At 70.4% G+C, this 12,376-nt stretch carries 18 protein-coding genes; 15 read left to right on the forward strand and 3 right to left on the reverse strand.

Annotated features, from left to right (window positions below):
- Positions 1–88 precede the first annotated feature (88 nt).
- The 9 genes from FVP77_RS16110 to FVP77_RS16150 all read left to right on the forward strand — a co-directional run bounded on the left by FVP77_RS16110 (position 89) and on the right by FVP77_RS16150 (position 6,453).
- The gene (locus FVP77_RS16110; protein ID WP_147895539.1) at positions 89–568 is read left to right on the forward strand and encodes an Asp23/Gls24 family envelope stress response protein; all 480 of its coding nucleotides are present in this window, start codon (positions 89–91) and stop codon (positions 566–568) included.
- Positions 565–753: a DUF2273 domain-containing protein gene (locus FVP77_RS16115; RefSeq protein ID WP_116648574.1), complete on the forward strand. Its 189-nt coding sequence runs from the start codon at positions 565–567 to the stop codon at positions 751–753. The genes FVP77_RS16110 and FVP77_RS16115 overlap by 4 nt, the downstream gene beginning before the upstream one ends.
- On the forward strand, positions 750–1,169 hold the full coding sequence (locus FVP77_RS16120) for an NTP pyrophosphohydrolase (protein ID WP_147895540.1): 420 nt from the start codon (positions 750–752) through the stop codon (positions 1,167–1,169). The genes FVP77_RS16115 and FVP77_RS16120 overlap by 4 nt, the downstream gene beginning before the upstream one ends.
- Positions 1,166–1,750, forward strand: a complete 585-nt coding sequence (locus FVP77_RS16125; RefSeq protein ID WP_147895541.1) for a DNA/RNA endonuclease G — start codon at positions 1,166–1,168, stop codon at positions 1,748–1,750. Before FVP77_RS16120 ends, FVP77_RS16125 begins: the two co-directional genes overlap by 4 nt.
- The gene (locus FVP77_RS16130; RefSeq protein WP_147895542.1) at positions 1,747–2,361 is read left to right on the forward strand and encodes a hypothetical protein; all 615 of its coding nucleotides are present in this window, start codon (positions 1,747–1,749) and stop codon (positions 2,359–2,361) included. The genes FVP77_RS16125 and FVP77_RS16130 overlap by 4 nt, the downstream gene beginning before the upstream one ends.
- A gap of 87 nt (positions 2,362–2,448) precedes the next feature.
- Positions 2,449–2,619: a CsbD family protein gene (locus tag FVP77_RS16135; RefSeq protein ID WP_121148774.1), complete on the forward strand. Its 171-nt coding sequence runs from the start codon at positions 2,449–2,451 to the stop codon at positions 2,617–2,619.
- A 293-nt stretch (positions 2,620–2,912) separates the two neighbouring features.
- Positions 2,913–4,382, forward strand: coding sequence for an asparaginase (locus tag FVP77_RS16140; protein ID WP_222707749.1), 1,470 nt, complete (start codon positions 2,913–2,915; stop codon positions 4,380–4,382).
- 169 nt (positions 4,383–4,551) lie between these two features.
- Complete coding sequence (locus FVP77_RS16145; RefSeq protein WP_147895543.1) at positions 4,552–4,722, forward strand: CsbD family protein; 171 nt, start codon at positions 4,552–4,554, stop codon at positions 4,720–4,722.
- Between the two features lie 141 nt (positions 4,723–4,863).
- Entirely contained in the window at positions 4,864–6,453 is a 1,590-nt protein-coding gene (locus FVP77_RS16150) for a sensor histidine kinase (RefSeq protein ID WP_147895544.1), read from the forward strand.
- A gap of 114 nt (positions 6,454–6,567) precedes the next feature.
- Here FVP77_RS16150 and FVP77_RS16155 read toward each other — a convergent pair whose 3' ends face one another.
- On the reverse strand, positions 6,568–7,221 hold the full coding sequence (locus tag FVP77_RS16155; protein ID WP_246134142.1) for an arsenate reductase/protein-tyrosine-phosphatase family protein: 654 nt from the start codon (positions 7,219–7,221) through the stop codon (positions 6,568–6,570).
- A 78-nt stretch (positions 7,222–7,299) separates the two neighbouring features.
- Between FVP77_RS16155 and FVP77_RS16160 the strand changes: the two genes are divergently transcribed.
- Both FVP77_RS16160 and FVP77_RS16165 read left to right on the forward strand, forming a co-directional pair.
- Positions 7,300–8,154 (forward strand): CPBP family intramembrane glutamic endopeptidase, encoded by an 855-nt coding sequence (locus FVP77_RS16160; protein WP_147895545.1) that lies wholly within the window; start codon positions 7,300–7,302, stop codon positions 8,152–8,154.
- Positions 8,155–8,240: 86 nt separating this feature from the next.
- Positions 8,241–8,519 (forward strand): helix-turn-helix domain-containing protein, encoded by a 279-nt coding sequence (locus tag FVP77_RS16165; protein ID WP_116648583.1) that lies wholly within the window; start codon positions 8,241–8,243, stop codon positions 8,517–8,519.
- A gap of 137 nt (positions 8,520–8,656) precedes the next feature.
- On the opposite strand, the gene FVP77_RS16170 is transcribed toward FVP77_RS16165, so the two are convergent.
- The gene (locus FVP77_RS16170) at positions 8,657–9,355 is read right to left on the reverse strand and encodes an alpha/beta hydrolase (protein WP_147895546.1); all 699 of its coding nucleotides are present in this window, start codon (positions 9,353–9,355) and stop codon (positions 8,657–8,659) included.
- Between the two features lie 96 nt (positions 9,356–9,451).
- Between FVP77_RS16170 and FVP77_RS16175 the strand changes: the two genes are divergently transcribed.
- The gene (locus FVP77_RS16175) at positions 9,452–10,399 is read left to right on the forward strand and encodes a helix-turn-helix transcriptional regulator (RefSeq protein ID WP_147895547.1); all 948 of its coding nucleotides are present in this window, start codon (positions 9,452–9,454) and stop codon (positions 10,397–10,399) included.
- Positions 10,400–10,469: 70 nt separating this feature from the next.
- A complete protein-coding gene (locus tag FVP77_RS16180; RefSeq protein WP_147895548.1) occupies positions 10,470–10,874 on the forward strand; it encodes a hypothetical protein in 405 nt (134 codons plus the stop codon).
- A gap of 100 nt (positions 10,875–10,974) precedes the next feature.
- On the opposite strand, the gene FVP77_RS16185 is transcribed toward FVP77_RS16180, so the two are convergent.
- Positions 10,975–11,538, reverse strand: coding sequence for an AAA family ATPase (locus FVP77_RS16185; RefSeq protein ID WP_147895549.1), 564 nt, complete (start codon positions 11,536–11,538; stop codon positions 10,975–10,977).
- A 116-nt stretch (positions 11,539–11,654) separates the two neighbouring features.
- On the opposite strand from FVP77_RS16185, the gene FVP77_RS16190 reads away from it, so the two are divergent.
- Both FVP77_RS16190 and FVP77_RS16195 read left to right on the forward strand, forming a co-directional pair.
- Positions 11,655–12,059 carry a VOC family protein gene (locus tag FVP77_RS16190; protein WP_147895550.1) on the forward strand — a complete coding sequence of 135 codons (405 nt, stop codon included), beginning with the start codon at positions 11,655–11,657 and terminating at the stop codon, positions 12,057–12,059.
- On the forward strand, positions 12,056–12,337 hold the full coding sequence (locus FVP77_RS16195; protein ID WP_147895551.1) for a winged helix-turn-helix transcriptional regulator: 282 nt from the start codon (positions 12,056–12,058) through the stop codon (positions 12,335–12,337). Before FVP77_RS16190 ends, FVP77_RS16195 begins: the two co-directional genes overlap by 4 nt.
- The last annotated feature ends 39 nt before the right edge of the window (positions 12,338–12,376 follow it).

Here is a 12,376-nt window from a genome sequence, read left to right on the forward strand (position 1 = left end):
GCCTCCTATTCATGAGCGACGCTAACGCGCAGCGAAGTCAGCTGGCAGTGGTTGCGTCCATACCTCGAAACAGCTAGGAGAAAATCGCATGGCTACTGAAGAGAAGAACACCCCCGCCGTCACCCCCGCCACGGTGAGCCGTGTCGACCGCGTCGGCACCACCCCGGGTGAGGCGTCGACCGAGTCGGGCGGCACCACCCACATCGCGGAGAGCGTCGTCGCCAAGATCGCAGGCATCGCCGCGCGCGAGGTCCCCGGTGTGTTCGCCCTCGGTGGCGGCGGAGCCCGCGCCTTCGGCGCGATCCGCGACGCCATCAACCAGACCGACCTCACGCAGGGCGTCAAGGTCGAGGTCGGCGAGACCCAGGCCGCCGCAGACCTCACCATCGTGGTGGAGTACCCGCAGCCGATCCACCAGGTCGCCGCGAACGTCCGCACCGCCGTCGCATCCGCTATCACCCGCCTCGCCGGTCTCGAGGTCGTCGAAGTGAACGTCGACGTCAACGACGTGCACCTCCCCGGTGACGACAACAACGACGACGACCAGAACGAGTCGCGCGTCGCATGAGTGCCACGATCTCCGGCGCCCTGATCGGCGCCGTGCTCGCCTTCGCCGCCCTCGTGTTCGGGTTCTGGGGATTCCTGCTCGTCGCCCTGTTCATGGGCATCGGCGCACTCCTCGGACGCGTCGCCTCGGGCAAGCTCGACGTACGCGGGTTGGCCAACGCCTTCTCCGGACGACGGACGTCATGAGCACCGCAACGGTGTCCCGCGGCGGCAGCGGATTCGCCGCCGCGGGACAGAGCGAGGCGGATGCTTCGGCCACCGCCTCGACGGCGCTGCCCGGCCGCATCACCGTTGCCGACCGGGCGCTGCGCGCCGTCACCGAGCAGGCCAGTGCGCTGGCGTTCGGGGTCGGCCGCGACCAGGTGTCGGTCGAGATCGGTTCGGCGGCCGGCGGCCTCGCCCTGCGCGTGTCCGCCCCGCTTCCGATTCCCGACCTCGACGACACCGAATCCGTGCACGCGGGTGCGACCGTGATCGAGCGCATCCGCAGCATCCAGCAGAACCTCCGCCGCAACGTCGCCGACCTCACCGGTCGCGCCGTCACCCGCGTCGACGTCACCGTCACCGGGGCGGTCGTCCCCACCAGAAGGAGAGTCCGATGAGCGATCGCGTTCTCTCTCGCGTCATCCGGCGCGAGACGCACTCGCCGCGCACGGTCGCCATGGCCGTCGCCGTGGTGCTCGTGATCCTCGCGCTGATCTACGTCGGCCTCGAGATCGTGCTCGATCTGCTCTCGCAGCCCGCGCTGCTGATCGCCCCGGCCGACGCGCTCGCGCAGCTCGCCGACGTGCCCGGGCTCCAGCCGTCCGGAACCGTCATCGGCATCGGCGTTCTCGTCGCCGTCGTCGGACTGGTGTTCCTCGTGCTCTCCCTCACTCCGGGGCGTCTCTCGAAGCACCGGATGGACATCGGGGACCGCGCCATCATCGTCGACAACGGCGTACTCGCGGCCTCCCTCGCCCAGCGCATCAGCGATGAGGCCGGGATTCCGCGCGACCACATCACGGTGGGTGTCGCCCACCGCGTCGTCGACGTCGTCATCACCCCCGACGCCGGCCTGCCGATCGACGCCTCCCGCGTGCGGCTCATCGCCGACGAGGAGATGGCCGGGTACCGCCTGACGCCCCCGGTGAAGACCGTCGTGAAGATCGCCGCACCCAAGGAGCAGGAGTTCAGCCGATGAACCAGACGAATCGTGCGCTCAACCGCATCCTGCTGTTCCTGATCGGGCTCGTCCTCCTCGCCGTCGGTGCGGCGATGGTCGCCGCCGCCGCGTCTCCCGTGGTGGGCGACGTGTGGCGGAGCACCGCGGAGCAGCTCGAAGCCGGACTCCTCGGCGCGGCGCAGGCGAGCCCCATCGGCACCAGCGGTGTCTCGTGGGTCATCGTCGGTGCCCTCGCCGCCATCGTGATCGTCATCGTGCTGCTGATCGTGGTGCTCTCCCGCCTCGGCGGCGGACGCAGCCGGTCGGTGCTGCAGTCGTCGATGGACGAGAACACGCTCGGCCGCGTCGTGGTGAAGGACTCCTTCGCCTCCGATGCGTTGACGCACTCGCTCGCCTCGCGCGGAGACGTCGTCAGCGCGAAGGTCACCGCCGCCGAGGTGCAGAAGGAGACGGTGCTGCACATCTCGGTCACCCCGCAGCGCAACACGTCGCCGCGGGCGATCGCCCTGGAGGTCGACCGACTCGCCTCCAACCTCGCCGTACTGACCGGCCAGGACATACCCACTTATGTGTCGATTCGAACGGGACTCCGAGCGCGCCTCGCGACGGAGCACCGAGAATTGGCCTGACTCACCACCCGGGACCACCGGGACCACCACCCGGGGGAACCGGGCTACAACCGGGAAACCGGGATCACCAGAAGAGAGGAGCCCGACATGGGACTCGACGACAAGATCAAGAACGCCGCGGAAGACATCGCCGGTAAGGCGAAGGAGACCATCGGCAAGGTGACCAACAACGAGCGCCTCGAGGCCGAAGGCAAGGCCGACCAGGTCAAGGCCGACGCGAAGAAGGCCGGCGAGGACGTCAAGGACACGTTCAAGTAAGCCAGCGTCCCCCCGAATGCCCCGACCTCACGGTCGGGGCATTCGTGCGTGTGCGGTGGAACGCGGGCTTCCGCGCGCGGGCCGAGGGCCCGCGTCTCGAGGGAGGGGCAGATGCTGTCTCACCACGGTTTACATAGCCGACACACAGACGGAGAGCGGCGGAAACGGGTCACCGCCACGATGACAGGACACCGGGCAGAAGACCCGGCTCGCCCGGTCCCCGCCCGGGCGCTCCTCGCTCCACACCCGTGACGGGCGCGCATTCGGCGTGCCCGCTCCCCGAGAGGAAACCCGTGGCAACCGTTCATCGAACCTCCGCAGCATCCCGTCTCTCCCGACGACTCGTCGCCGGGCTCATCGCCACCGCCCTCGTCGGCGCGGGCACGGTCGCGACCGCGCCCGTCGCGGTCGCTGCGGCGGCCGAACCCGCCGACAAGCCCAAGATCGTGGTGGTCGCCACCGGCGGCACCCTCGCGGGCAAGGCCGCGGGGCGCGACACCTACACGAACTACCGCGCCGGGACCTACCCGATGAGCGACATGGTCGCGGTGCTGCAGCCCGAGGTCTCGGCCTTCGCCGACGTCGAGGTCGTGCAGTTCGGCAACTCCGGCTCGGGCGGCTACACCTTCCCGCAGTACCACGACCTCACGATCGCGGTCGAGGATGCGCTCAAGGACGCCGACGGCGTGGTCGTGACCACCGGTACCGACACGATGGAGGAGTTCGCCTACTGGCTCGACCTCACCGTGCAGAGCAAGAAGCCCGTCGTGATCACCGGCGCCATGCGCCCGTGGGCCGCCGGCGACACGGCGTCCGACTCGATGGTGCTCGGCACCGACGGCCCCGCCAACCTGCTGCAGTCGATCCGGCTCGCAGCCAGCCAGGAGACGTTCTGCTTCGGCACCGTGCTGTCGCTCAACGACGAGGTGCACGCCGCCCGCGACGTGACGAAGACGAACTCGACCCGCAACGACACCTTCGCCACCCGCCTGTCGGGCATGCTCGGCTGGATCGACGGTTCCGACGTCATCATCAACCGCGCACCCGCGCGCGTGCTCGACTGCGAGACGAACGACTGGTTCACCCCGTTCGACCTGCGCGCCGTTTCGCGCGACGCCTACTCACGCGTGGAGATCTTCTACAACGCGCAGGCGGCCGGTGGCGAGTCGATCTCGGCTTGGGCGGCTGCGGGAGTGCAGGGCGTCGTGACCGCAGGAACGGGTGCCGGCGGAATCTCCAGCGCCGCGGGCCAGGCCCGCACGGCGGCCGCGCGCGACCAGGGCGTCTGGTTCGTCAGCACCACCCGCACCGGCAGCGGTTCGGTCAGCGGCGGCTCGGGGAACATCATCCCCGGCGGCGACCTGCTGCCGCAGAAGGCCCGCATCCTGCTCATCCTCAGCCGGGCGTTCACCGGCGACGTCGAGCAGGCCCGCACGTGGTTCGCGACGCTCGGCTCGCCGACGTTCGACTCGTCGGCGCTCGCCGACGTGGTGAGCCCGACCCCGGTGGCCGAGCCCGAGCCCACGCCCGAGCCCACCCCCTCGGAGTCGGCCGGCACCGGTGGGGGCGATCCCGCAGCATCCGCGTCGCCGACCCCGTCGGCGAGCGAGACGCCTGCAGCCGTCATCGGAGCCCTGCCCTTCACCGGGGGCGGCGCACCGGGACTGGCCGCCCTCGTCGCCGGCCTCGCGCTGGCGCTCGGCGTGGTGCTGTACTGGCAGCACCAGCGGCGTCTCTCCGCGCAGCGCGGTCTGATCCACTGAGCCGAACCTCCCCCGGGCCTCGTGCCCGGGGGAGGAGGCCCGGCCCGGCGCCTCGGGCGTCTTACCTCAAAACCGCGCGATTCGCCAGCATCCCTTGTGCGGCGGGTGCTCCACGTACCGTGGAATCACCTTTCGGGAGACACCCGGATCGAAGACGGAGGGAGCCCAGATGGGACTCGACGACAAGATCAAGAACGCCGCTCAGGACATCGCCGGTAAGGCGAAGGAAGCGACCGGCAAGGCGACCGACAACGAGCGCCTCGAGGCCGAGGGCCAGGGCGACCAGACCGCCGCCAACGTCAAGAAGGCCGGCGAGAACGTCAAGGATGCTTTCAAGTAAAGCCTCGTCTCTCACACCGAAACGCCCCGCGCCTCTGGCCGGGGCGTTTCGCTGTTTCCGGAGGAGTCAGCCGGTCCGATAGTGTGCGGAGTGCCCGTGCCGGGGCGTTCATCGATTCGCAGAGCTCCGGGGGGAAGCGTCATGGCGGACGGAACAGAAGTCTCGGGCACGACGGAACGCTGGACGCGGTTCTTGCGCACGCGGTTCGCGATGACGGCCTCGGTGGTGCTCCTCTTCGCGATGGTGCTGATCCTGGGCGTCGACGTCGCGCGTCCTCTCCTGCTGGTGATCGGCACCGCGGTCATCGTCGCCGTCTCGATCGCCTCGCTGCTGATCCCGTGGCACCGGCTGCCGCGCTTCTCGCAGGCGACGATGCCCGTCCTCGACATCGTCGGGGTCGCAATGCTCGCCGCGGCGCTGTCGGGCACCATCGACAGCGTCGTCATGCTCGTGGTGTTCCCCGCCGTCTGGCTGGGCGTGGCGTTCGGAACGGGTGGTGCCGTCGTCGGAATCGTGGGTGCCTTCGCCGCGTCGGCCGCGACGGTGCTGGCCGCGCCGTCGGATGAGACCGCGGCCCGGTGGACCTCGGCCCTCATCGTCTCCGTCGTCGTCGCCGTGATCGTCTGGGCGGCGACGCTGACCGTCACGGCCGCGCGTGCGGCCAACGCTGCGAGCGAGGCCGCGGTCGTCGATGCCGAGCGCGCGAGCGCGGCCCTCCGGTCGTTCTTCGAGCACGTCGATGCCGGACTCCTCTACCTCGACGAGCGCGGCGAGGCGGTGCTGTTCAACAACGCGATCGTCGCTTACGGAGAACTTGCGCGCCACGCGGAGGGCGACAACGCCGGATCGCGCGTCTACGCGGCCGACCAGGTCACACCGTTGTCGGCCGACGACCAGCCGTTGGCGAGGATGGCGCGCGGCGAGAGCTTCGCCGACCTCCTCTACTGGATCGGGCCCCGCGGTGGACAGCGCGCACTCGTGGCGAACGGCCGACCGATCGAGCGCGCCGACGGGAGGGCGGCCGGTGCCATCCTCGTCGTGCAGGACGTCACCGAGCTCTTGCAATCCAACCGCGCCCGCGAAGACGCCCTCGCGACCCTCGCCCACGAACTGCGCACCCCGCTGACCTCGATCGTCGGCTACAGCGAGCTGCTGCTGGCCGACGATCTGACCGACGCGGCATCCGCCCGCGTCGAAGTCATCTCCCGCAACGCGGAGCACCTGCTGTCGCTCTCCGCGTCGTTCCTCGACGACCTGCACGGCGAGGTTCCTCTGACGCGCGAACGCATTCCGCTCGCCCGTGTCGTCGACGACGCGCTCGCGGTGATGGAGACCGTTCCGGGTTTCGTGGATCGTGAATTGCTGCTCGATGTCGCGCCCGACCTGTGGGTGCTGGCCGACCCCCGCGGCATCGCGGAGGTGCTGATCAACCTGCTCGGCAACGCCGTGAAGTTCTCCCGCGCGGGCGGCCGGATATCGATCACGAGCGGCGAGGACGACGCATCCGTGTGGCTGGACGTGACCAATACCGGGTCGCACATCGACCGCGAAGACCTCGAGCGCATCTTCGATCGCTTCTACCGCGGCGGCAACGCCCAGCGGGGCGCCGTGGCGGGCACGGGCCTCGGGCTCGCGGTCAGCCGTCCGATCGTCGCGGCGCACGGCGGCACGCTGACCGCCGAAGACGTCGACGACGGCGCGACGTTCCGGCTCTGCCTCCCGCGCTACTGAGCGGGCGCCGCTGAGGCGCGCGACACAACTCCTGCACGGCGCTGCGCGAACCGGCCCGTGCCGGTCATGGGAGCCGGAACCCCGCCGTTCTGCAGGAGTTGTGTCGTGCCCGCCTCAGGCCAGGGCGATGCGCAGCACGCGGGCGACCTCCGCGAGGCCGGGCGCGAGCTCGGTCGCCGACTGCTGGTAGACGTCCCACGAGCGGCGATACGGGTCGACCACGTCGTCGTCGACGGGGTCGACCGGAGCCTCGACACGGTCGCGGTGCGCGCGCAGCAGCGCCAGGGCGGCGCGCACCCGGGCGTGGGGGTCGGCTCCGGCCGCCTCCGCCTCGTCGCGGATCTCCGCGTCGCCCACGTTCTTCGCGAGACGCTCGAACTCGCGCACCGTGAAGGTGGAGCGCATGCGCGCCGGAGCCAGCCCGACGACATGCGTGCGGTGCTCGCGGCTCATCGCGAGCACGAGGTCGGGGCCCGTGAGGTGCAGCTCGGTCAGCCACCGCGCGCGGTGCGCCTTCGAGTCGGCCGCCCGCACCCCGAACGAGGCGGCGAGCTTCGCCGACTCGCGGGTCATGGGCTTGTCGACGAGCGCATGCGTGCCGGCGCTGGAGACCTCCACGTCGAGCGGAGTGAGCGCGGCGCGGAGGATCTGCTCGGCCAGCGGCGAACGGCAGATGTTGCCGGTGCAGACGGTGAGTATCTCGATGGTCGGACTCGCCTCGGCGTTTCCCCCACCTCGGAACATCGAACTCAGATCCAGATCCAGCATGACGACCCCCCGGCGCGTGCAGATGTACGTGGGCCCAGGACCGGTGCTCGGGGTGGCAGAGCGGTAACGTGGGCGCTGATGAGCGAGTCTATCCACGCGTCGAGCAGCACCCCGGCATCGGGGATCGTCATCGACGAGCCGCTCGACGACTTCGACGACGAGTCGGCGCGATCGGCCGAGCGTCGCCGTCGCCGACGTCGCGGCGACGGCTCCAGTCGGCCGCGACGCACCTGGCGCGAGGGCGGCACGTCCGTTCAGCGCTGGGGGTGGGAGCTGGCCGGCTGGGCGGTGCTGGCCCTCGGCATCGGCGTGCTCGGGGCGACCGGGGTGACGGAGATCATCGGGGGCGGGTCTGCTCCGCTCCTCGCACAGGTCGTGCTGTGGGTCGCGTTCGCGGCGGCGATCGTGGCGGCCTTCGTGCGGTCGGTGCCTCGCGGTCTGCTGCGTTTCCGGCCGGTCGACCTGCTGTTCGGCCTCGTGCTGGGTGGGATCCTGCGCCTGGTCCAGGGCTGGCTGGAGATGCGTGCCGGCGGCGATGGCGGCTGGCCGAGCTACCCGAGCCTGGGCGGCTCACTCCCGTCGTCGTGGTTGTTTGACGACCTCCTCTCGGACGTCGTCATCTCGCCCGTGCTGGAGGAGCTCTTCTTCCGCGGGCTCGTTCTCGTCGCGGTCTACACGGCGGTGCGGCGGCTGGCCGGGCGCGAGGTCGCGATGTTCGCCGCGGCGATCGTGTCGACCGGTCTTTTCGTCGTCGCGCACGCCCTCCTCGCACCCCTGGCGTGGGATGCCGTCGCCTCGCTCGCACTGGTCGGTCTCACCGCGAGCCTGCTGGTGCTGCTCACGGGGCGGCTCTGGCCGGCGGTGCTCGCGCACGTGGTCTACAACGGTCTGTGGGTCGCGATGGCGACCCTCGGAACGCTGCTCGCGGCCTGAGCGCGCAGCATCCGCTTCTCGGATCACTCTTCTCTCAGCATGTAAACCTGTGCATGCAGGCATGTAATGTGCGTCAGTCTCGAAGCATGCATGACGACCCGAACCAGGCCTGGGAGCAGTACACGGCAGCGCTGGGCGTCGCACTCGCGCGGGCACGGGCCACTCGGGGACTGTCTCAGGAGCAGGTCGCCTACGCCGCCGGGATCGCCGCGTTCTCGTACCGCAAGCTCGAGAAGGGCGAGTCGAACCCCGGCACGCCCGCGAACCCGCGCCTTCGCACCCTCGTCGCCCTGGCCGGCGTGCTGGGGGTTCCCGTCGCCGCGCTGCTGCCTCCCGACCCCGACGGCGTCACCGCCTGGAAGTAGAGCGGCGGCGCCCCGGAGTGGTGGGAGTCACCGCCGGAACGGGCACCTCGGCCCGGCGGTGACCGGTACAGACTCTCGCCTTCGCAGCCCCGGCGATAGCAGCTTGACTACCGGCGAAACACTGGTTCTTCGCCCGGTCAGCTTCGCGCCGCCTCCTCGATGATGTCGGCGACCGCTTCGGGCTGCGACAGGAACGGGGAGTGGCTCGTATCGAGCCGGCGCACGGTCGATCCCGCGCGCGCGGCGAGGGCCTCCTGTGCGGGGACGGGGAAGATCGCGTCCTGCTCGGTGACGATGTACGTCGTCGGCTTCGTGCGCCACGCGACCTGGGTGAGCGGCTCCTGGAAGGCGAGCACGCTCTGCGGCTTCAGCCTCGCGGATGCCGCGGCCGCAGCATCCGCGTCGACGTCCGCGAAGAAGATCGACACCGGTGGTTCGTCGTCGGTTCCCGCCGTCGCGAGCGGACCGTCGACGACCCACCACGACGGCGCGACGCCGCCGACCGCGCCGAGCAGCGACTCGCCCTCGTCGAGCGCGAACGCCGCGATATAGACGATGTGCTGCACGGTGTCGCCGGTCGCGGCCTGTGTCGTGGGAACACCGCCGTACGAATGCGCGACCACGACGACGGGGCCGTCGATCGCGGCGATCGCCGCGGCGACCGCGTCGGCGTCGTCGGAGAGATGCAGGCCGACCGGGTCGTCGGCGTGGACGGTGGGCAGGTCGATCCGCTCCACGGCCCAGCCGCGGTCTTCGAGGATGCCGGCGACGGGGTCCCACGCCCAGGCGCCGTGCCACGCTCCATGCACCAGCAGTAGAGTCGGCTTCTCAGACATCGTCGTCTCCTTCGGGTAGGGGTTCGCCCGTCTTCGGGCCCGCCAGCAGGGTACGGCGACGCCGACGTGGAACGCACTGGTGGAGGGCGCAGGATCATGGACACGAGCGCAGGCGCGGCCCCCGTGCTCGAATCCTCGACCCGAGATGCGCCCCCCGGCGACCAGTTCGAGCAGTTCTGCGACGCGCTGTGCGACGTGTACCTCGGCATCCGTCCTCAGCGCATCGCCTCCCCGGGCTTCGAGGCCGACGTGCTCGCTTTCGGGTGGGGGGACATCGTGCTCTCGCGCATGCGGGCACCCGGTCACGAGGCCCGCCGCGACAGGCGCGACATCGCCGCGAAGCCCGACGACGCCCTCTTCCTGAACTTCAGCGACACCTCGGCGTCGGTCGTCGACACCGGCGACAGGGCGGTTCCGGTCGCCGCAGCCCTGCCGGTGCTGCTCGACAACGCCGAGCCCTTCCGTCTCCACTTCGACGACGCGCGTCGCTTCCGCCTCTACTCGCTGCGGCTGCCGCGAGAGGTGCACGGCCACCGGCTGGATGCCGCCGACGCGATCGCTCTGGACGACCGGCTGCGCCGCACGGTGCTCGGCCGTCAGATCGCCCTGCAGGTGCGACTGATGACCACGGAGTTCGACGCCGGCCGCATCGAGGTGGCCGGGGCGATGGCCGCGGCGGTTGCGGCGATGGTGCGCCGGCTGTGGGACGGCGGCGCCGCCGCCTCGCCCGCCGAGCGCTTCGCCGACTACACCGCGACGGCGGCGGCCCATCTGGCGGAGCCCGACTTCGGTGTGAACGAGATCGCCGCGCTCCATGGCGTCTCGGCGCGCACGGTGCAGAGCGTGTTCGCGGGGGAGGGCGACACGGTCACCCGGTGGATGCTGCGCGCGCGGCTCGAGCTCGCACGCGAGCGGCTGGGATCGCCGGTGTGGAAGCAGGCGTCGGTCGCTCGGATCGCCTCCGCGTGCGGGTGGCGCGACGCATCCGGATTCCACCGGGCGTTCCGCGAGCGCTTCGGCGACACCCCCGGCTCGTTCCGCTGATCGCACGGCAGGCGTGATCGGCGGACTCACGGGTTCTTTGTCGGAAGGGACTGCAATAATTGTCGGGCTGATGCTCGACTTGTTGGGCGGCGGCCAACAATCTCGAGCGCCCTCAGGAGAAGCGATCACTTACCACACGCTCCCCACCCTCCAAGGGTGGATCGATGAGTTCACCGACCTGCACGCGCCGTTCGTCAGCGAGGTCGTGGTGCTGATCCAGGACGGTGAAGACGGCGCCGACACCGGTCTCGTCGAGATCCGCATGGTCAACGCCTCCACCGTGACCACGATCGAGCCCGAGTTCGTCGGCTCGAACCGCTGGGTGACCGTGTTCGACGCGCGCGACGAGCCGTTGCGGCTCGACGCGAAGACGGTGATGTGGCTCTCCCGCGAGCTCGCCACGGTCTCCGAGCTCTGCTCATTCCTCGAGCGCAAGGCCTCGGCGTACGAGATCGGCGACGGCAAGACGGCATAGGGCGATCGACGTCGGTGGGCGATCTGTCGCAGCATTCATGCGCCGGAACGCAGCGGCCGGCCCTCCGCGCAGGGCGGGACACGCGCTCGCACGGCTCGCCCTACGGAACCTTCTGCGCCGTCGACCCGGCGACCGCCGCTTCGAGGGCGGCCAATCGCCGGCCCCTGTCGCCGGTGATCTCGACCACCCGAGCGCGCTCGTCCACGACATCGCGATCGTCGATGAGGTCGAGCAGGGCGTCGTTCATCGCCTCGCGAAGCGCGAGGTGTTCGTCGGCGCCCGCGACGAGGGCATCCGAGCCCGCGAGGGGGAGCACCACGACGAGGTCGACCAGACGCAGCGAGTCGCGGACAATCCCTGTTGCTCGGTCCCACAGGTGTGGTGAGACCGGTGCTTCATCGAGTGCCTCGAGAGCCGACAGGTAGGCGAGGAAGTCCAGGGGTCCGCGCTCGGCGATGAGATGCGAACCGTGCTCCCCGTTCGAGAGGCGATCCGCGGCGAGACGGAGCTGCGCGGCGAACATCGCGGGACCGGGGGCGTCCCAGAACTCGTCCATGAGCTCGAACGGGTCGGGCAGAACGGAGTACTCGGGATGTCGGGCGGCGAAGTCGGAGATGAGGGTGCTCTTCCCGCTCGCATGGGTGCCCGACACAACGATCCGCATGGCGCGACTCTAGGGCTTCGCGGGCGTGACGTGCCGCCGGCTCGAACGGGTCGCCCGGCGAGGGCGCCGCGGCGGGGCTCTTGACGGCTAACTTGCGTTTTGCAAGTGTTAGCCGCATGAGCCTCTTCATCACCTGCCCGGTCGAGAGCGTCGAACGCGCGACCGCCTTCTACACCGCCCTCGGGTGGACCCTCAACGCCGACATGTCCGATCACAACGTGTCGTGCTTCGCGATCGCGCCCGACCAGTACGTCATGCTCGGAAGCCGCGAGATGTACGCGAGCGTCGGCGGCACCGAGGAGCTGATCGGCGGGCCGGGGACCCCCTCGAAGGTCACGGTCTCGTTCGATCTCCCCAGCCGCGAAGCGGTCGACGAACTCGTGGAGCGCGCCGAGGCCGCCGGTGGGCGCATCGGCGACACCGACGACTACTCGTTCATGTACCAGCGACAGTTCGACGACCCCGACGGGTACCACTATTCGCCGTTCTGGATGAAGCCGGACGCCGCTCCGACCGCGTGAGCGACCTCGCCGCGGCCCTCGACATCGTCGGAGCGCGCTGGGCGTTGCTCATCGTGGAGCGGCTGCTCGACGCACCGCAGCGCTACGGCGACCTGCACCGCGACCTCGGGGTGCCGACCAACATGCTGGCGACCCGGCTGCGCGAGCTGGAGGCGGCCGGAGTGCTGACCAGATTGCCGCTGAAGCACAACACGCGGGCCTACGCGCTGACCGATCGCGGCCTGGCACTCCGCGAGGCCATCGAAGCGCTCGGACGCTGGGGCGCCGGGGAGGCGTAGGTCGCGTTGTGCCCTGCTCTCGCGGAAGGGGGCCTCACG

The sequence above is a fragment of the Microbacterium hatanonis genome (assembly GCF_008017415.1).
In the GTDB taxonomy this organism is placed as follows: domain Bacteria; phylum Actinomycetota; class Actinomycetes; order Actinomycetales; family Microbacteriaceae; genus Microbacterium; species Microbacterium hatanonis.